The 18990-nt window shown below is 45.3% G+C and carries 14 protein-coding genes; 2 read left to right on the top strand and 12 right to left on the bottom strand.

All coding sequences use genetic code 11. The features are described from left to right. Positions 1-2 precede the first annotated feature (2 nt). From ACYVD3_RS11540 to hrcA, 9 genes are all read right to left on the bottom strand, one after another. The gene (locus tag ACYVD3_RS11540; RefSeq protein WP_460642663.1) at positions 3-302 is read right to left on the bottom strand and encodes a PTS sugar transporter subunit IIB; all 300 of its coding nucleotides are present in this window, start codon (positions 300-302) and stop codon (positions 3-5) included. A 2-nt stretch (positions 303-304) separates the two neighbouring features. Further along, entirely contained in the window at positions 305-1621 is a 1317-nt protein-coding gene (locus ACYVD3_RS11545; protein ID WP_460642664.1) for a PTS sugar transporter subunit IIC, read from the bottom strand. A 14-nt stretch (positions 1622-1635) separates the two neighbouring features. Next, a complete protein-coding gene (locus ACYVD3_RS11550) occupies positions 1636-3030 on the bottom strand; it encodes a glycoside hydrolase family 1 protein (protein WP_460642665.1) in 1395 nt (464 codons plus the stop codon). Between the two features lie 109 nt (positions 3031-3139). Beyond that, on the bottom strand, positions 3140-4996 hold the full coding sequence (locus tag ACYVD3_RS11555) for a BglG family transcription antiterminator (RefSeq protein ID WP_460642666.1): 1857 nt from the start codon (positions 4994-4996) through the stop codon (positions 3140-3142). Between the two features lie 676 nt (positions 4997-5672). Then, complete coding sequence (locus tag ACYVD3_RS11560; protein ID WP_460642667.1) at positions 5673-6230, bottom strand: glucan-binding protein; 558 nt, start codon at positions 6228-6230, stop codon at positions 5673-5675. 38 nt (positions 6231-6268) lie between these two features. Further along, the gene (gene dnaJ, locus ACYVD3_RS11565) at positions 6269-7405 is read right to left on the bottom strand and encodes a molecular chaperone DnaJ (RefSeq protein WP_460642668.1); all 1137 of its coding nucleotides are present in this window, start codon (positions 7403-7405) and stop codon (positions 6269-6271) included. A gap of 146 nt (positions 7406-7551) precedes the next feature. Next, a complete protein-coding gene (gene dnaK, locus ACYVD3_RS11570; protein ID WP_460642669.1) occupies positions 7552-9414 on the bottom strand; it encodes a molecular chaperone DnaK in 1863 nt (620 codons plus the stop codon). A 137-nt stretch (positions 9415-9551) separates the two neighbouring features. Further along, positions 9552-10247 carry a nucleotide exchange factor GrpE gene (grpE, locus tag ACYVD3_RS11575; protein ID WP_460642670.1) on the bottom strand — a complete coding sequence of 232 codons (696 nt, stop codon included), beginning with the start codon at positions 10245-10247 and terminating at the stop codon, positions 9552-9554. A 17-nt stretch (positions 10248-10264) separates the two neighbouring features. Next, positions 10265-11314: a heat-inducible transcriptional repressor HrcA gene (gene hrcA / locus ACYVD3_RS11580; RefSeq protein ID WP_460642671.1), complete on the bottom strand. Its 1050-nt coding sequence runs from the start codon at positions 11312-11314 to the stop codon at positions 10265-10267. A 374-nt stretch (positions 11315-11688) separates the two neighbouring features. Here hrcA and ACYVD3_RS11585 point away from each other — a divergent pair, with 374 nt between their 5' ends. Both ACYVD3_RS11585 and ACYVD3_RS11590 read left to right on the top strand, forming a co-directional pair. Further along, a complete protein-coding gene (locus ACYVD3_RS11585; protein WP_460642672.1) occupies positions 11689-12267 on the top strand; it encodes a 3D domain-containing protein in 579 nt (192 codons plus the stop codon). Between the two features lie 195 nt (positions 12268-12462). Then, positions 12463-13185 (top strand): 3D domain-containing protein, encoded by a 723-nt coding sequence (locus ACYVD3_RS11590; protein ID WP_460642673.1) that lies wholly within the window; start codon positions 12463-12465, stop codon positions 13183-13185. Positions 13186-13244: 59 nt separating this feature from the next. Here the strand turns inward: ACYVD3_RS11590 and ACYVD3_RS11595 are convergent, their stop codons facing one another. The 3 genes from ACYVD3_RS11595 to ACYVD3_RS11605 all read right to left on the bottom strand — a co-directional run bounded on the left by ACYVD3_RS11595 (position 13245) and on the right by ACYVD3_RS11605 (position 18982). Further along, complete coding sequence (locus tag ACYVD3_RS11595; protein WP_460642674.1) at positions 13245-13781, bottom strand: hypothetical protein; 537 nt, start codon at positions 13779-13781, stop codon at positions 13245-13247. A 96-nt stretch (positions 13782-13877) separates the two neighbouring features. Beyond that, positions 13878-14390, bottom strand: a complete 513-nt coding sequence (locus tag ACYVD3_RS11600; RefSeq protein WP_460642675.1) for a hypothetical protein — start codon at positions 14388-14390, stop codon at positions 13878-13880. 110 nt (positions 14391-14500) lie between these two features. After that, the gene (locus tag ACYVD3_RS11605) at positions 14501-18982 is read right to left on the bottom strand and encodes an N-acetylmuramoyl-L-alanine amidase family protein (protein ID WP_460642676.1); all 4482 of its coding nucleotides are present in this window, start codon (positions 18980-18982) and stop codon (positions 14501-14503) included. Between the last annotated feature and the right edge of the window lie 8 nt (positions 18983-18990).

Raw genomic sequence — 18990 nt, forward strand, 5'->3', positions numbered from 1 at the left:
CCTTAGTCACCCAGTTCCTTTCTAACCTGATTCAGTACTTTTTCTCCATTCATGGTTCCATAAGCTGTTGGCTCAATGGAAACAACCGGGCATATCACCTGACGGCTGACAGTACTCATCTGAAATCTCACCTGAGGCCCCATGAGGATCAAATCCGCATCCCTTCCAACCTCCTCTGCAGAGGAAACGGGCGCTGCTGATATCTGACACTCATAAGATACTGCCTCTGCAGCTGTCTTCATTTTTTTTACTAAAATACCGGTTGATAATCCGCCGTTACATAACAATACAATTTTCTTCATCCTTATGATCTACCATCACTTTCATCAGATATTTCTCCGCGCTCCATCTCTATCATCTTCTTTTCATAGATTTTGAAGAATGGAAAATACAAAATTCCATCCAGTATAATTAAAACAATAATCAATATGGGGGCTTTCCAGTCCATAGTGGAAAAAAATGCTCCGATCACAGACGGCATCTGCCAGGACAGCATGGCAAAACTCTTTCCGATAAATCCCAGCTTCATCAGCAGAAAAGCAACCGTACCGTTTAAGACGGAAGTTGACAAAAACGGGATAAAGAATATCGGATTCAACATTAAGGGCAGGCCGAAAATCACCGGCTCTGAGATGTTGAAAAAAGCAGGGATAATCCCCATTCTTCCGATGGTCTTAAGCTGTTTGGATTTTGATATGGTCAACATCACAGTCAGAGCCAGAACGGAACCACAGCCCCCGATTGCCACAAAATACACCCAAAACGGTGTGGTGAAAATGTTGGGCAAAGCCTGTCCAGCCGTATGGGCAGCCGCGTTGAGAGATAAATTCCCATCACGGATTGGAGCCAGAATACCGGACAGAGCTGCATCGTGAATTCCAAAGAACCAGAATATATGTACCAGCAAAGTGATGATGATGGTAAAGCCCAAGTTGTCCACAGCTGTTAAAGAGGGAGAAATCATCTGATAAATCAGCCTCGGCAGGGTCGTTCCCAGCTTGTTCATAACCGCAAATACCAGAATGTAAATTCCCATAAGAACCGCTCCCGGTACAATGGAGGCAAATACATCAGACAGAGAAGCCGGAACCGTGTCAGGAAGGTTGATCTTCCCGAATTCCCTTTTCCTCATGTAGCAGTAAAGATCAGCCGTCACGATAGAGAGCAGCATTGACGCAACAAGCCCTTTTCCATCCATAAAGGAGATCTCCACTGTCTTTCCATCCCAGCCCAAAGAGAGAGGTTCTACAATCAGCATCATAAATCCGCATACTCCCAGCAGAATTGGAAGAAAAGACTCTATCTTTCTGGTTTTACAAAGGAAATGAATAATTCCTATGCAGATATAAAATGACATAGCTCCCAGGGTCAAAGCATTAATCCATGAAAAGATCATGGAATTATTGGCCACAAATTTGGCCCACCCAAGGGTAATTCCAGTACCCGCTGTTTCCACTGACGGGGCAGAGCTTATGACAGCCGCAATTCCTCCGATAAATGTAATAGGAAGCAATGACATAAATGCATCCCGGATCGCCCGCAGATGGCATTCATTCCCCATTTTGTCAGCCATCGGCATAATGTACTTTTCCATTGCCTCACTAATTGATTGTATTCCCATACTATACCTCCTGATTAATATTGTTCTCTCCTGATTGAATTTCCCTCTGATTCAATCACCTCTTTGTACCATTCATAGCTCTTCTTTGGTCTGCGTATCAAGCCTTTCTCATAATCCACCGCTACCAGTCCATATCGCTTCTCTGTCCCGTTTTTCCATGAATACAAGTCAAAAGGTGACCATGCATAATATCCCCTTACATCACAGCCGTCTTCCTTTGCATTTAGAACAGCGTTGATATGCTGGTTCATGAACTCGATCCGCTCTTTATCATCGATCTGTTCTGCACCCCCATCCTCATAAAGACCTATGCCGTTTTCCGTGATATAAATGGGCAAATGGTATTTTTTCCAGCAGCGGCAGATCCCCTCATAAAGGCCCTCTGGAAATATCTCTGTATCCCATTCCGTATATCTGCTGTCCTCTGGCCTTACCTGTTCAAACCAGCCTTTTATAATGGTCTGGGAGGATCCCTTTTCCTGACTTCCCTTGTTATTGACGATCAGCTTTGTATCTCCGGTCTCGTATGGCTTAATTACCACCCTGGCATAATAGTTAAGCCCCAGAAAATCTACCGTATACTTTTGCATAAGCTCCAGATCCGCCGGAAGCATCAAGGATAAGTCGCAGCTCTCAGTCAGTTTGTTTAACAGATCTCCCGGAATCTGTCCCATTGCGGCTACATCAAGAATCCAGTTGTTGTAAAAATTCTCAGCATACCGCTTAGCAATCTGGGATTTTACTGTCATATCCACCCCATAAACCGGGGAAAAGGAATGGACGATTCCAATATGTCCGTCGTAGGAGCCTTCCCGGTAAGCCCTTACCGCCATGGCTGAGGCCAGCATCATATAATAAGAAGCAGTTACTGTCTCCTGAAGGTTTTGATGGCCTGGTGGATAATTTCCGATGAGATAGCCGCTGAAGGTGTAATATCGCGGTTCATTGAAGGTGGTCCAGAGTTTTACCCTGTCTCCAAACCATTCAAAGCATACCTTTGCAAAATGTGTATAGGCCTCGCAGGTTTTCCGGTTTAGCCAGCCTCCTTCATCCTCCAGATACTGAGGCAGATCCCAATGAAAAAGCGTCACCATGGGAACAATTCCATAGGAAAGACAAGTATCGATCAGGCGGTTATAAAACTTAACGCCTTCTTCATTGACCTCCCCGCTATGGTTTAAAATGATCCTGGGCCAGGCAATGGAAAAGCGGTAGCTGTTCTGCCCTCCCTCCTTCATCATCCGAATGTCCTCTTCATACCTGTGATAATGGTCGCTAGCCACATCTCCGTTTTCCAGTTCCTTTTCATGTAAGTATTTGTCCCAGTTGGACTGGACTCTGTTTCCTTCCTGGAAGCCGCCCTCACATTGGTAGGAAGCCGTTGCCCCTCCCCATAAAAATTCTTTCACGTTTATTTCCTCCTGTGTTTTTCTGCTTTCATTATAGCAACGGCAATAAATAAAATAAAATCTGATTTTTCCGCTACGTAACGGAAAAATCAGATTTCCAGAATAATGTTTAGATGAGTAGTTCCATAAATTTCTTACAATCATTAATTTTAGCCAGCTTATGGATGGTGTTGGCCTTAAATAGGTTATCAATCATTACATTATACACCGGGATAATCGTATGATTCCAGGTAGGCGCCATAGCAAAAAGAAAAATTATTTTTACATTATACTCTCCCCACGGCAGCTTGTTTTTTAAAATACAGACGCAGACTGCTGTATGATCTGCATTGTTTTCCATGGCATGGGCAAATGCAAATCCCGGTTCAAAAGCGGTAGGGGCGATGGCTTCTCGCTGCATCACACTTTCACAGAAGCACTCCCCAACGTATCCCTGATTCCTTAGGTTTCCGCACATAAAAACAATGGCCTCTTCTCTTGAACTGAATTCCATATCCGTAAAAAATAAAGAAGGTTTGAACAACGTTTTAAAATAAGTTTTGACACTGCTTATCTGGTTTTCACGCACAACAGTCAAAAGCTTTTCCTTCTCATGATAATCTAAAAAATTTTTGCAAAGAATCACAGTGGCCCCATTGGGAGATGAGGGAAGGGGAATCGTCGTCAGTACTGCGATGATATCCTTCGGTATATCCTGGGGATAATGAAAGATTGAATAGATGTAGGCAATCTTCAGCCTACACTCCCCTATCTCGGAAAGACGTTTGGTCATCAATTCCGTAATCTGTTTTCCAAATGGATTGATGAGCACAACCTTTTTCTCCATTCGCCCCAGATTGGATTCCATCGCCCGGATGAAATGAATGGTGATCATCCCAATCTCATGCTCACTGATCTCCACACCTGTGATCCGTTTAAAACAATCTGCAAAATAAATGCTGATATCATACTCCAGTGGATACTGGGACTTGACACGGGGAAGCACAGGATTGATTAAGTGCTGTTTATTCCTGTTTCTCTGTAGGATTCCATCCAATTGGGCTTCTATCTCCCTATGAAACTCCTGATCCCCGGTAAAATCAAAGCCGTATTCCACATTGATTTCAATGAGTATCCTGGAAAGAATGGCTCCGGCCTGGCTTCCCTCTTCCTTTGTGTAATAAAAATCATTGCGGAACAATTTGCAAAAGTATCGAATCTCCTGAGGAGGCAACGAAATACCGAGCATATCATTAAAACCTGTTAGAATATCCTCTATGTTGGCCATACCATCGCCGGTATGCTCCTCTTCTAGGCTTTCCGCCTTTAGTTCATAACCGGCTGCAATTCTTTCCGCCATTATCGCCACACCGATCATCAGGTGCATAATTGTCGTATCATAAAATCGTTTTTCCCTGTAAATACAGCTTCCAAGGATCAGATTCTTCCATTTAAGGACATCCACATATTCAAAATACGGTTGATAGCTTCCCATATCAAAATACTGGCACAAATTGCTAGTAATCACAAAATAGCTGTAATAATCCCGCTTTTCACTCTCAGGAAGATCTAGCACCAAAAAACCGTTTTTCTTGTATATCCTCCATTTGCTCCATCTTCGCTCCATGTTCCGGTTGATCTGTCCCACCAGCTTTGCAAGCATAGAATCACTGATATAAAGCTCATCTGCAAGTTCCAGATAAGGAACCTCTTTTTCAAATAAGACTCTTCGGACGATTTCCCGTTTAAGATCTTCCTCCGATTCCAGACTGGTAGCCACTTCGCCGCTTTCCATGCCATGATCCTTTAAATAATATCCCTGTCCCATCCGGGACAGAATCCCTTCCATACCCAGTTCTGCATTGATCTCCCTGATATCATTTCTGACTGTCCTGTCACTGACATGAAGCAGACCGGCAATTCTCTGGGATGTAAGAAACTCATGCTCCGCCAGCAAATCCAGGATTTTCCTTTGTCTTGATGTCATTAGTACCCCTCCACGAACACATACAACGGCTGTTTAAAAGATTTCATTATATTATATCATACAACGGAGCCTTCATGACCCCTCAAATACTTCCATGGGTTTTATCCAAAAAAGCAATACCAAAGGCCTGGATTTGCCAGCTACAAAAGCATCGGCCCACTCTTTGACCGGGCTTAATGCCCCATGAACTGTAATATGGGATCTGACCGCAGAGAGGGAAGCAGATGTGGGAACAGGGTTCCGTTCATGAATTGGATCGGCTTGATCGAAGAGGGGAAGTGTAAGAGCGGAACTGATTGGTGTGATCTGACTGCAGGTAAGTATGTGAAATACATTGAATTATATATAATACAAAAAGGATAAAAAATGAGTTTATAAGACTGCTGGGAATCAGTTTCTATACAGCAAACGTATAATATATTTTTCTTTTCCCACAGCAAAACTCCTTCCTTTATTAAATTACGAGAAAATTGGTCCTTTCCTGTCTTCCATTCCTCTCCATAGACGAACTTCAGTTAAACGTCCGGTAGCTTCCAATCCTCCGGTATTGCATGGATCCTCATTGTCCATAAGGCTGATATTCTTCGCTTTCATAATTATTATACATGAAAATCAAACAAAAGAAAAGGTACAGCAGAAAATTCCCGCCATACCTTTTAAAACCATAACATTAAATTCACTGGATCCATGCACCGTCAGCCCCCACCTTATATCCGTCAGGAGTAGTCGTATTGGTAAGCAGCCTTCCCAGATAGCCATCGGACTTTGTATTAAAGTAATAAGCCTTTCCGTCAATGATCTGCCAGCCAATCCTCATGGACCCCAAGGTCCCGTCATCCACTGGATTTAAGTAATACCGCAAACCGCCCTCATCCATATACCAGCCGGTGAGCATGTGGCCTTCCCAGTTAAACCGGTACCACCTGCCATCAATATACTTCCAGCTATTGGAAGGCCAGCTTCCGTCACTGTACTGAAACCACCAGCCGGAAGGGCTGTAGCGCCAGCCTCTGGGACTACTGTAACTGCCTGGCCCGTCGTCGTCATCGTCGTCATCCCAGAAGTCAAAGGATTCACTTCCCTCAACAGGCCCTTTGATTTTTGTGCCGGAGCCGTTCCAGCCCGGAAAATCCCGGACAGTCTGCCCATCAGCAGCCATGGCGGCCACAGGAAACAAAGCCGCCAGCCATATCACAGCAGCTCCTATTGCCAGTTTTTTTGTAAACCTTCCCATACCTTCCCCTCTTTCCAATCCATGTACCTTACGGGGTCTTATTTAAAGATCCCCTTCTTTTTATGTTTTTCGCCTTCCCCTGCGCCGTTCATGGCTTCGTCAAATTTACGAAGCGCGTCTTTTTGAGCCTCGTTCATCCGCTCCGGTACTGAAACCACCAGCGTAACGAAATGGTCACCCCGGATGGCCCGGTTTCGTAAGGAAGGAACTCCCTTTCCCTTTAAGCGCACCTTGGTATCGGTCTGGGTTCCCGCCTTCACCTCGTATTCCACGTCCCCATCCACAGTCTTGATCCGGATGGTTCCGCCTAAGGCAGCATTTACAAAAGAAATGGGGACCGTTGAGAAAATACTGGTATCCTGGCGTTTGAAAATCGGATGATTGGATACCACAGCCTCTACGAGCAAATCGCCTCTCTCTCCGCCATTGGTTCCCGGCTCTCCCGCACCTGCAAGGCGCACAGACTGTCCGTTGTCAATACCCCCGGGAATGGTGACTTTGAATTTCTTTCTCTTTGTAATATATCCGCTTCCGTAGCAATCCGGACATTTATCCTTAACGATCTTCCCGCTGCCTCCGCAATCCGGACAAGTCTGAACATTCTGTATCTGGCCGAAAAAGGATTGCTGGGTATACATGATCTTTCCTTTTCCATTACACTTTGAACATGTAATCGGTGAGGTCCCTGCTTTCGCACCGCTTCCGTGACAGGAAGAACACTCTTCCTTAAAGTTCATCTCAATCTCTTTTTCACAACCAAAAATCGCATCCTCAAAGGTGATGCGGATGCTGGTTCTGACATTGGCTCCCCTGGATGGCCCATTGTAACTTGCGCTGCTTCTTCGTCCTCCGCCAAAGATATCTCCGAAAATATCTCCGAAAATATCTCCCATGTCCGCTCCGTTGAAATCAAAGCCGCCAAAACCGCCTGCTCCCCCGCTTCCGTCAAAAGCAGCGGAACCGAACTGGTCATACTGACGTCTCTTATCAGGATCGCTAAGGACACTGTATGCCTCGGAAGCCTGCTTGAACTTCTCAGCAGCCGCAGTATCTCCGGGATTTGTGTCAGGATGGTATTTTTTTGCTAATGCCCTGTAAGCCTTCTTAATGGCTGCGTCATCCGCATCCTTTGGAATGCCCAGGGTTTCATAATAATCTTTTTTACTCTCTGCCATCTTAGGTCTACCTTTCATGTTTCAATCCGCATTCTGCATTCATATATGAGCACAGGATGACACAGCAACTACACTTAAAGACTCCGGAAAAAGTGCTGTATCGCTACAACACTTTTCCCAAAGTCCTGTCAACCGACCAGACTAGTTTACACCTCTTTGTAATCTCCGTCAACTACATCGCTGTCCTGATAGGCCGTGTTTTCTGCTCCCATGTCAGGGCCAGCTCCCTGTTCTCCTGCCTGAGACTGAGCCTGCTCATAAACCTTTGCAAACAGGGCCTGTGCGCTGTTCATCAGTCTTTCTCTGCCGGCCTTGATGTCTTCAATCTGGGCATCGGTCATCTCATCAATAGGAGCTCTGTTAATCGCTTCTTTTAATGCAGTTAAGTCTGCTTCCACAGTTGCCTTATCGTTTGCATCGATCTTGTCTCCTACTTCCTGCAGAGCCTTCTCTGTCTGGAATACCATGGAGTCCGCATCGTTTCTTGCGTCAATGCCTTCCTTGCGCTTCTTATCCTGAGCCTCATACTCGGCTGCTTCCTTCACTGCCTTATCAATATCAGAGTCAGACATGTTGGAACCTGATGTAATGGTAATATGCTGTTCTTTGCCTGTTCCAAGATCCTTAGCGGAAACATTTACGATACCGTTGGCGTCGATATCGAAAGTAACCTCAATCTGAGGAACTCCTCTTCTTGCCGGCGGAATTCCATCCAGGCGGAACTGGCCTAAGGTCTTGTTATCTCTTGCAAACTGTCTCTCACCCTGTACCACGTGGATATCAACCGCTGTCTGGTTGTCTGCCGCTGTGGAGAAGATCTGGCTCTTCTTTGTTGGGATGGTAGTATTTCTCTCGATCAGTCTGGTGGCTACTCCGCCCATGGTCTCAATGGATAAGGAAAGTGGAGTAACATCAAGAAGAAGGATATCGCCTGCACCTGCATCGCCTGCAAGCTTTCCGCCCTGGATGCTGGCACCGATGGCAACACATTCATCTGGGTTTAAGGACTTGGAAGGCTCTTTGCCTGTAATCTGTTTTACTTTCTCCTGAGCGGACAGCATACGGGTAGAACCGCCCACTAACAATACTTTTCCTAATTCTGCGGAAGTAATACCTGCATCCCTTAAGGCGTTCTGTACCGGAATTGCAGTTCGCTCAATGAGATCGGCTGTGAGTTCATCAAATTTTGCTCTGGTCAGGTTCATATCCAGATGCTTCGGACCTTCTGAAGTAGCGGTAATAAACGGCAGGTTGATGTTGGTGGTGGTAGAAGAGGATAATTCCTTCTTTGCCTTTTCAGCCGCCTCTCTTAATCTCTGCATAGCCATCTTGTCACCGGATAAATCAACGCCCTCTGCCTTCTTAAATTCATCCACCATCCACTGGGTGATGCGGTTATCAAAATCATCACCGCCCAGACGGGTATCGCCGTTTGTGGAAAGAACTTCGATGACGCCGTCGCCGATTTCAATGATGGAAACGTCGAAGGTACCGCCGCCTAAGTCATATACCATAATCTTCTGCTCTTTTTCATTGTCAAGTCCATAAGCCAGAGCTGCTGCCGTTGGCTCGTTGATGATACGTTTTACGTCAAGGCCTGCGATCTTACCTGCATCCTTGGTGGCCTGACGCTGAGCATCGTTAAAATATGCCGGTACCGTAATAACTGCTTCGGTTACCTTTTCTCCTAAATAAGCCTCTGCATCTGCCTTTAATTTCTGAAGTATCATGGCAGAAATTTCCTGAGGGCTGTAATTTTTTCCGTCAACGGTTACCTTGTAGTCTGTACCAATATGTCTTTTGATAGAAGAGATCGTGCGGTCGGCGTTCGTTACTGCCTGACGCTTTGCCGGCTCGCCTACAAGTCTCTCTCCGTTCTTAGTAAATGCAACAACGGAAGGTGTAGTTCTTACGCCCTCGCTGTTGGGAATTACAACCGGTTTGCCACCTTCCATAACGGCCACGCAGCTATTTGTCGTTCCTAAGTCAATACCAATGATCTTGCCCATAGTTTTTTCCTCCTATTAAATAAACCAAATGTAAATGATTACCAATTTCCTGCCCCTGCTTTCTGGCAGGGCCGCCCCTTTTTACCGGGCGTAAAGTAATACCCATAGGGTACTTCATGTTTCCTGATTTTATATAACTAATTAGCCACCTGCACCATGGAATGTCTTACCACAGTGTCACGGTAGGTATAACCCTTCTGAAGCTCCTGGGAAACCTCATTCTCGCCCAGTGACTCATCTTCAATGTGCATGACCGCATTATGGAAATTAGGGTCAAAGGTTTTACCCACTGCTTCAATGGGTTTCACCCCGGCCTCTTCCAGTGTTTTCATAAGCTGTTTGTATATCTTATCCATGCCGTCTGCAAACGGAGCTGTTCTCTCTTCATCGGAAATGGCTGCAAGGCCTCTTTCAAAATTGTCAACCACCGGAAGGATCCTTTCCACAATATCCTTTGCCCCGATTTCAAACATAGCTGTTTTTTCCTTCTCCGTTCTCTTGCGGTAATTATCAAATTCAGCCATGTTCCTTTGAAGGCGGTCCGTCAGTTCCTCTATTTTTTCATCCCTTGGGTCTTTTTTTTCCTTCTTTTTTCCGAAAAAACCCTTTTTCCCTGATTCTTCCGCAGAACCCGCCTCTGCCGTTTCTTCCTCTGAAACGTTTTCCTCATTACCGCCCGTCTTTTGGGACATACTGGTATACCCGCAGGGTGTTTCCTGGGTTCCGTCGTCTGCGCAGGCTTCTGCGCCTTCTATTTCTTTTTCAGTGAAAGCAGCATCTTCTGTATGAACAGCCTCATCTGCCAGCCTTTCATCTGTTTTCACATCTTCCATGCTCAATGCTCTACCCTTTACCTTTCATCTTTTTTCAAAATAGCATCCAACTGCGTCATAAGATTTCGCAATGTGCTGAGTACCTTTTGATAATCCATCCGTTTCGGACCTATGATTCCAATGGTACCCCTCAAGCCTTCGCCCAGCTCATAATTGGCGGTTACAATGCTGCAGTCCTTCATTGCTTTTACTGGAGCTTCAGCACCAATATATACCTGGATTCCGGATCCGCTCTCGGAACTGTTCATATCATCGATCAGTCCCTGCAAAAGGTCCTTTTGTTCCAGCGTGCCGATAAGCTTACTGGCACTTTCTCCATCGCTTAATTCCGGATACTTGAAAATGTTCGTGGCCCCGCTGGTATAAACCTGAAGGTCTTCATCATCGCCCCGGATGGCGGTGGCCACCTCAGTCAGCACCCGGTCCACCACATCACAGTGGGGTCCTGCCTGAATCTTCAGCCTGCTGATCACTTCAAGATTAATCTCTTCTATGGCCAGCCCGTTAAGGGCATTGTTAAGAAGAATGTTAAGATTTAAAAGTCCTTCATCATTTAATTCCGTGTGAATGGGAATCATGGTATTCTTAATGATATTGCCCTCCACCACGATCACCACAAGAAGCTTCTCTTCATCAACCTTGGAAAGCTGGATAAACTTTAGTTTGTTCTGGTGAAACTGGGGTGCGCTGATCATTGCCGCGTAATTGGTATTCTGCGCAAGAAGCTTTGCCATCTGCTTCAGCAAAAGCTCTACACGGTCCACCCGCTTTAACATCATATCTTTGATCTCAGTGACTTCATCTTCCTTTTCCTGCATGATCTGGTCCACATAAAAGCGGTATCCTCTGTCAGAAGGGATCCTTCCCGCAGAGGTGTGAGGCTGCATAATGTATCCCAGCTCCTCCAGATCAGACATCTCATTTCGGATAGTGGCAGAACTTAAGTTCAAATCCGTGTACTTTGATATGGTACGGGAACCAACCGGTTCTCCGGTTTCCAGATAAGTTTTAATGATGGCTTTTAGTATGGTTATTTTCCGCTCATCCAACTGATCCTTGTCGTTCAAACTGCCCCACTTCCTTTCTGAGTTTTTTGTTAGCACTCAACGTTTAGGAGTGCTAATACCTTCTTTTCATAATATATTCTTTTTTTCTACTTTTGTCAATACATTCCCATAAAATTTTTTGGTTAAGTTTTTATGACCTGTTTATACATTTTTTCTTATTTTTCTATTAATTATTACAAAGCTGTTGACATTTTTTTCTTGACATTTAACACTTTTGTAATATAATGGTAACTAAGACACCATAACAATGCGATTGCAAGGTAAGATTGAGAGGAAAATATCTTTCAATCTTGTGTTTGTAAACAGTGTGCCCGCTTCACCGGGCGTCAGCTGGATATGCAGGCATCTCACCTTGATTCATTTGGAGGTAAATTATGAATAGCTTTTCAGGGAAAAAAAGTATCACCGTATTCCTGACACTTCTTTATATCCTGCTGTTATCTACGACTACGCTGGCAGCCGAAACCACGGAAAAAGACCAAACGGTAAATCAAGTACAGTCCGAAAGCGCTGGAACAGATCACCAAACCACACAGACCGGCACCGAAAATCAGGGGGCAGCGGCCAATACGGAGACCCTCTCTGAAGAAGTCGGACCCGGCATCAAGAAAAAATCAGCAGAACCGGTAAAACCCGAGAAGCCCGCAACACCAGTTTATGAAAAAGGAGAATCCCTGGGGGTTTTCACTGCCACAGCATACTGCCCCGAAAGCTCCGGCAAACAGTGCCTGACCTATTCCGGCACCGTCCCCCAGCCTCAGCATACCATATCTGCGGATATCACCCTCCTTCCTCTTGGAACTAAGGTCATGATCGACGGTATCGTTTATACCGTTGAGGATATCGGAAGCAGTGTAAAAGGGAATAAAGTAGATATTTTCTTTGCAACCCGCAGAGAAGCCCTGGATTTTGGAAGACAGACAAAAGAATTATTTGCAGTCATTGAACGGTAAAAAACGTCCCCATGATGCCGCAAAGCAGTGAATTACCTCACTGTTTTGCGGCGTTTTTTTATCTTTACCTTGACAAAACTGGAAAAATGTGTAAAATGATTACTTGTACCTCATTTATTACGAAACTGTTACATATAATTATAAATATATTAAATTATATTACAGTTCGTAAAAAAGAAAGGAAGTATTTGTAATATGCAAAAAACAAGCAAAATTCACTGGTTCCTGGGAACCTTACTAATGATGGCATTTTTCCTGATAAGTACGTTTCACGCTTTTGCCGCCCAAACGGCGGGTATTATTGACAATGCGGATGAAAGCAGCGTCAGAGGCTGGGCTATTAACAGCGCTGATCCCGGCTCTGTGGCAGAAGTAAAGGTTGTCATTACCAACCAGGCTAACGGGCAGGTGGTGGCGGAGCTTACCGCCACTGCCAACAAATACCGGGAGGATCTGGTATCTCACGGAACCGGAAATTATGGCTTTGAAATACCGGTTTCATGGAATTCTTACGGTGACGGTACCTACCTGGTAGAGGCCTATGAAGCGGGCCAGAAGCTTTCAGGCTCCAGACTCTATCCTGTGGGCGATCTTGCCGCTGCAAATCTCCAGAACAACAGTTCCAACCTCCGCTCTCTTGGAGTATTCAGAACCACAGCCTACTGCCCCTGCCGCAAGTGCTCAGGAGGCTGGGGAGGCCGTACCAGCACAGGGACCATTGCTGCCGCTAACCATACCATTTCTGTTGATCCAAGAGTCATTCCCTATGGAAGCCGCATCATGATCGGAGGCGTCGTCTATACGGCGGAGGACTGCGGAGGCGGAGTCAAGGGAAACCACATTGATATTTTCTTCAACACCCATGGAGAAACCCGCTCCTATGGCTCCAGGAATGTGGAAGTATATCTCATTCAATAATGCAAAACCCCATCAAAAAGCCCGGTGAATTTTTATTTTTCACCGGGCCTTATATTATATCATTTAGAGCCAAGCGGCCCAGCCCCGTATTTTTCCGTCTTTACTGTAATCTCTTTTATCATACGCATCAATTCCAGCGCACTTCGGAACCCCACATATTCTTTTGATGTCAGCTTCCCCATCACTCTTCCCTGCATACTGGCGTTCTGGCGATGTTCGATTTTGACAATCAGAGTCTCTTTTGCCAGAATTGACCGGGAGCTTAGAGCCTTGCTATCCTGTAACTGAATTTTTACCTTTACCGGCATTTGACTTTTTCCCTTGGTTCTGTATGCATATTGTTCCAACATTTTTTTATTAAGAAACCTTGGTTCAGTGGATGACTGGGGAGTGCCGATCCAGTCGCATATTTCATCTAATTTAAAAATTAAATCTCCTGCACCGGAAAACCAGACAGGCCTGTCAATGTAGCTGTTAAGAATCTCACCATATAAATTTCCATCTTTTTTTCCGTGAAAACAAATCAGCATGGTACTGCCCCGGCCTGTTGCAGTTATGCCGCCACAGACGTTCTGCATTTCTTCGCTCTTTATCATAGGTTTTTGTCCCCTTTTCCTATCATCCCTTATCAGGCGTTCTTTACAGAAAGGAAAAGCGCAGAATCTGAACACTTTCCCTTTCTATTAAACCATTTACTCTGTTCTTACGGCAATCTCCCTTACCATGCGCATCAGTTCCAATGCACTCCGGAAATCAACATATTTTTTAGATGTCAGCCTTCCCATCACTCTCCCCTGAATGGTGGCACTCTGTCGATGTTCTATGTTAACCATCAAGGTTTCTTTTGCCCGAATTGCCTGGGAGCTCAGGGTTTTGCTGTCCTGAATCTGGACCTTTGCCTTTGCCTTTTCCGGTATTTTGTTTTTTTCTCTAATCCTGTATGCGTATTGTTCTGACATCTTTTTATTGAGGAACCTGGGATACATGGATGGTTGGGGAGTTCCCACCCAGTCGCATATTTCATCCAATTTCAGCATCAGATCCCCAATATCGGAAAACTGGACGGGCCCGTCAATATAGCAGTTAAGAATTTCACCATACAGGTCTTCCCCTCTTTTTCCGTGAAAACAAATAAGCATTGTACTGACGCGGTCTGTCACAGTCATGCTGCGGCAGACGTTCTGCATTTCATCGCTTTTTGTCATAAGTATCTTATCCTCGTTTCCTATAAGTGTTTATCCTGTATCCTTTTAAGAAAGGGAGAGTGTATGATCCTGACACTTTCCCCTTCTATAAAGAATGATTTTAATTTAAACTACGGAGTCTCCGGTGTCCATTTGCCGCTGTCTTCTACATAATATCCATCCGGTGTCACTTCATTCTGGTACATGGAACCCAATGAACGTTCTGATTGGTCTGCATAGTCCCATTTTCCGGCTGTCTGAGCTAATTGCCACGTCTGCCGGCTGTTCTCCGATGTCAGATAATACCATACACCGTCTATTTTCTGCCAGCCGGTAAGCATAGCACCATTAAACAGGTTTAAGTAGTACCATTTCCCGTCATTCTCATCAAAATGCCAGCCGGTCTTAAGACGGCCAAACCAGCCATCGTGAATGGTAGACAGGAAATACCATTTCCCTTCTTCATCCGCAAACCAGCCGCTGTCCATTGTCCCTTCCTTATCAAAATGATATGTATAAATCAACGTTGTTTCGTTATGGGAATATCGAATATTTGCCCACTGGCCTTTTAATTTCGTCCCAGTGCTTAAAACGAAAGACCAGTCATTGCTTGCCGGATCAAAATTATCCCAAGAGCCGTCCACATCGTTTGTATAGGTCTTATAACTACCAAAACGGTAAGCCCCCGGTCCCAGGCTGCTGCTTCCGGAACTGCTTCCGCCTACGGAGCTGCTGCCTCCTCCTGAACCGCTTCCACCGCCGGAGCCATTTCCGCCTCCTGAGCCATTTCCGCCTCCTGAGCCATTTCCGCCTCCTGAATCTTCTCCTCCTCCAGAACCATTCTCTCCTCCGGAACCGCTTCCATTTCTGATTCCGTCAACAATGTCCTTTAGTGTCTGATAAGCATCATCCAGCTGTTCAATCGTAGGTCGGGGCAGGGTATCGCGAACTTCCATCGCATCATGGATCGCATCAGTTAATATGTTTCTGTCTTCTTCACTTACCGTACCGTTGTTTTTCAAAGCATTGGCTGTATTGACTTCATCATTCAAACGGTTCTTTGCTGCCTGCCACAGGGAATCATCCTCCTGCTCATACACTGCATACAACTGGAGATCTTTGTTAACCGGAACCGTTACATCATACGAACCTGCAGCTCCTGCCTGTTTTCCCAATCCTGCAAATTCATATACAATACCGGTAACCGGATCCCTATAGTTTTCCAGGCATTCAAGAGCCATATATCCGTCCGCATCTTCAAGAGCACTTCCGGCTCTCACCTTAAGACTTGTCACTGCGCCTCTCTTCGTATCAATAACGGTAACCTTATATGCTTTGGAATAGGTTAATATAATCCTATCCCCTACATTCCCATCAAACAGGAATGTACCGGTAAAACCGCCATCCGGATCATTGAGATCAGGCTCCATGGGTATAATCTCCGTACATACCGGATCGTCATCCACATTTTCAACCTTCCACAACTGGTAATCCAGATGACCGAGTATGCTTGTATCCAGGGTTCCATAAACCTGTATATCAGGGGTGTGGTTCCCATCGGACGGCAGGGCTTTATTAACGCCATCTACCTTTCTTGATAATGATATATCTAACACCCAGGGGACCTTTAATGCCTCACTGTCCACTGCTGCAGCATCTCTCACTGCATTGGACTCCGTAGCAGTCGGCACGCTTCTTCGGTCAAATTTGACCGTATATTGCACATTATGCCCTGATGTCAGCAGATCCTGATCGGAAGAATTTTCAATCAGGTCCAGCTTTAATGCTTCCAATATATCCGTTTGCATATTAAGGGCAAATGCTCCATTTTTAGGAGAATAATCTACCGTTGCATTGGAAGCAGTAGCCACGGCGGTTGACTCATACCGCACCTGAAGAACTACGTCCCTGGCCGGCATGGTAACCGTTTGATTCTTCTGGGTTGCATGAAGGGACACGGAGCCCAGCAGGCACTCCCATTTCATAAAGCTGGATCCGGTTATGTCTGGAGCTTTTATCCTTATTTTATCCCCTTTGCGGACGCTGACCTGAGTTGCTCCCTCTTCGATTTCCAAAGCAACATCATTTCTGGTGACTTCCGTAGCATATCCTCCGTTTGTGATATACAGAGTATAAATCCGGTCATCCGTCTGGGATGATTCTCCCAGAAGGATCTGATTGCCCAGGAATATTTTTTCAGATGGGGCTTCTGTTTCTCCAAAATGCTTTGCAACTACCGTATAGGCTTGTCCTGATTCCAAATCAGAAAATTCTACAGCAGCCGGGCTTCCTGAGGATCCCAGCCAGCCATCTGCAGCCCCTGCCTGTGAAACCACATTCTCATCACCACTGAGAAGTGCATACAGCGTATTCTCTGCCGCAGGACTAATGGTGATTTTCTTCCTGCCTTCATTTCCATCATCTGCAACGGAATAGTTACTGCCAAGAGTAACGATACCTACCCTTGCCGGCTGACTTGTCAGAGTTCCATCCACATGATCTGCCAGCGGTTCCCCAACTACAGGAACTGCAGTTAATGAAAGTTCATAAACATAGTAATAGGTACAGGGATTTAATCCTGTAAATCTCCCGTTTTGAAGCTGGGAACCTGTCATGAAAGATATCACAATGCCGTCTTTATCCGTAACTGCATACGTTCTCTCTTCGTTTACTCCATTAATTCTGATCTGTCCGGTTCCGTCCGCTGCTACGTCCCCATTTGAATCTGGAATGCTCAATATCCCGTCATCTCCTGCGATTGGCGTAAACCTGGCCGTATACCTATGGTTGGTAAGAATCTGAAGGCTGTTTTGTACCTGATTTCCATTCTCATCAAACCAACCGGCAAAAAGATAATTGCTGTCTGCCTGAGGCAAAGGCAGGTCCAGATCAGTCCATACCGTCCCTTTTACAACATGGGCCGTGGTGATTCCTGAAATACTTCCATGGCTTCCGGATACAAAGGTCAGATCAAACCACTCATTGGGATCTTCTTCAAAATTTGCATATAGCATTAAGTTCCCGGTCACCTGCACGTCACCAGTAAGCCTTATTCCGGTCTTTCCAGTCCCGTTGGAATTTGCTATATACCAACCATCAAATAAATAGTGGGCTTCCGGCGACGGGGGAATACTCTGGGTCAGATCCTCAATTGGATAGGAATTGAGACGGAAGAACTTGGGAGAAGAGTCTCCGGACAAGGTTCCGTTGGCACTTTTATAGTAATCAATTCGGGCCCAATTATTGGGATCTGTTAAGTTTTCGTTATAGGTAATGGTAAGAGAACCTCCCAGGATACCGGTTTGAAAGGTCAGTTTTTCTTCATTCTGATCCAGAACGAGGTTGGATAAATTACCATTCCATGTGAAATTCGGCGGATAAATGTATCCTGCTTTTCTTTCTACTGGCAGTTCCACAGGATTCCCAGGAGAAACCTGCAGATCCTCAGGTTCTGCAAGAATGTTATTATGATTATCCACTGTATTTACAACGATATGCGTCGTATAATTCTCATCTATTTGATACTTATAAGTGACGATTACCATCTGATTGGGCATCTTCCCTGTAAAATTACGGTCATCATCAAAAGTGCATCCGGCTGAAGCTGCAGAATAAATTCCTCTGAGGCTTAAATCATCCGTATCACCGTATCCTGTCTTCACCTCTGCGCCAATAAGATCATATGCCGTTATACTGGCCGGGGAAACTGAAACTGAAGTTTCTGCGGCGTAAGCATGGGCATCCGGCGTTTTTATGGCCACACCGTCTTCATCTACGTATTCCACACGAAGTGTGAATTTCTTGCTGGCATCCGGCTCATAACGGTAGGCAACCATAAGATCGTCATTGGGCATATATCCCTTGATGGTGTTCGTAGATGTGTTGACAGTTGCCGATTCTTCCAGGGTTCCTGCACCGCTCTCATCATTAAATTTTCGGATTCTGTTATTTTTAATCAGCACTGATTTCAGTTTATATCCCGGTATATTCCTTTTATAGGTGGCTGAAACAGGTGTATTGGCTGTTACCTCACTCGTCGAAGTTCCATTGTCAAAAAACCGGATCACCTGACTGTCATTATACAATGGCCATACAGTCTGGTCGCTACCATCAGTCATGCTGTCTCTTACTGTATTTAAATCACGGTAATGCATGACCGTAAAATCAAACTTTTTGTTGCTGTTTCCCTTCCACACTGCTTTATAGGTTTCCGACGACAAATAGGGAAATGCATACGGCAGATTAAGAACTTTATTCCCGTCTTCGTTGTACCAGCCGCTAAAGGTATAGCCTGGCCATTCAACATCAAACTCCGGAAGCTTGGGCCTTTCCTCAGAGCCTCTGATTTCTGTTTCAATGCCGCTAAAAGCTGCAGACGAAATCAGGGCATGACCTGCCTGTCCAGTCGCGTAGGAGATGCCGTTTTCATATCTTGGAACATTCACATATGTGGAATGTGACAAATTTGGCCCCATCTGCGGATCAAATTGAACGATCGAAGGATCGCCGTAGTCTAATGCTGCCAAAGACGCAGGCGGTGCCGCCATGGTAATTACCATGGCGGCTGCCAGTATCAAAGCTGTCTGCGCTTTCCGTTTCTTCTTGTTTTTCATTCTTTCCT

The sequence above is a fragment of the Lacrimispora brassicae genome (assembly GCF_054772055.1).

What these genes read in the sequence shown, in the direction of transcription:
- ACYVD3_RS11600 (WP_460642675.1), bottom strand. Translation starts at nt 14,390, where the DNA reads ATGACAAAAAGCGATGAAATGCAGAACGTCTGCCGCAGCATGACTGTG.
- grpE (WP_460642670.1), bottom strand. Translation starts at nt 10,247, where the DNA reads ATGGAAGATGTGAAAACAGATGAAAGGCTGGCAGATGAGGCTGTTCAT.
- dnaJ (WP_460642668.1), bottom strand. Translation starts at nt 7,405, where the DNA reads ATGGCAGAGAGTAAAAAAGATTATTATGAAACCCTGGGCATTCCAAAG.
- ACYVD3_RS11590 (WP_460642673.1), top strand. Translation starts at nt 12,463, where the DNA reads ATGCAAAAAACAAGCAAAATTCACTGGTTCCTGGGAACCTTACTAATG.
- ACYVD3_RS11545 (WP_460642664.1), bottom strand. Translation starts at nt 1,621, where the DNA reads ATGGGAATACAATCAATTAGTGAGGCAATGGAAAAGTACATTATGCCG.
- ACYVD3_RS11540 (WP_460642663.1), bottom strand. Translation starts at nt 302, where the DNA reads ATGAAGAAAATTGTATTGTTATGTAACGGCGGATTATCAACCGGTATT.
- ACYVD3_RS11555 (WP_460642666.1), bottom strand. Translation starts at nt 4,996, where the DNA reads ATGACATCAAGACAAAGGAAAATCCTGGATTTGCTGGCGGAGCATGAG.
- dnaK (WP_460642669.1), bottom strand. Translation starts at nt 9,414, where the DNA reads ATGGGCAAGATCATTGGTATTGACTTAGGAACGACAAATAGCTGCGTG.
- ACYVD3_RS11595 (WP_460642674.1), bottom strand. Translation starts at nt 13,781, where the DNA reads ATGATAAAGAGCGAAGAAATGCAGAACGTCTGTGGCGGCATAACTGCA.
- ACYVD3_RS11560 (WP_460642667.1), bottom strand. Translation starts at nt 6,230, where the DNA reads ATGGGAAGGTTTACAAAAAAACTGGCAATAGGAGCTGCTGTGATATGG.
- ACYVD3_RS11585 (WP_460642672.1), top strand. Translation starts at nt 11,689, where the DNA reads ATGAATAGCTTTTCAGGGAAAAAAAGTATCACCGTATTCCTGACACTT.
- ACYVD3_RS11605 (WP_460642676.1), bottom strand. Translation starts at nt 18,982, where the DNA reads ATGAAAAACAAGAAGAAACGGAAAGCGCAGACAGCTTTGATACTGGCA.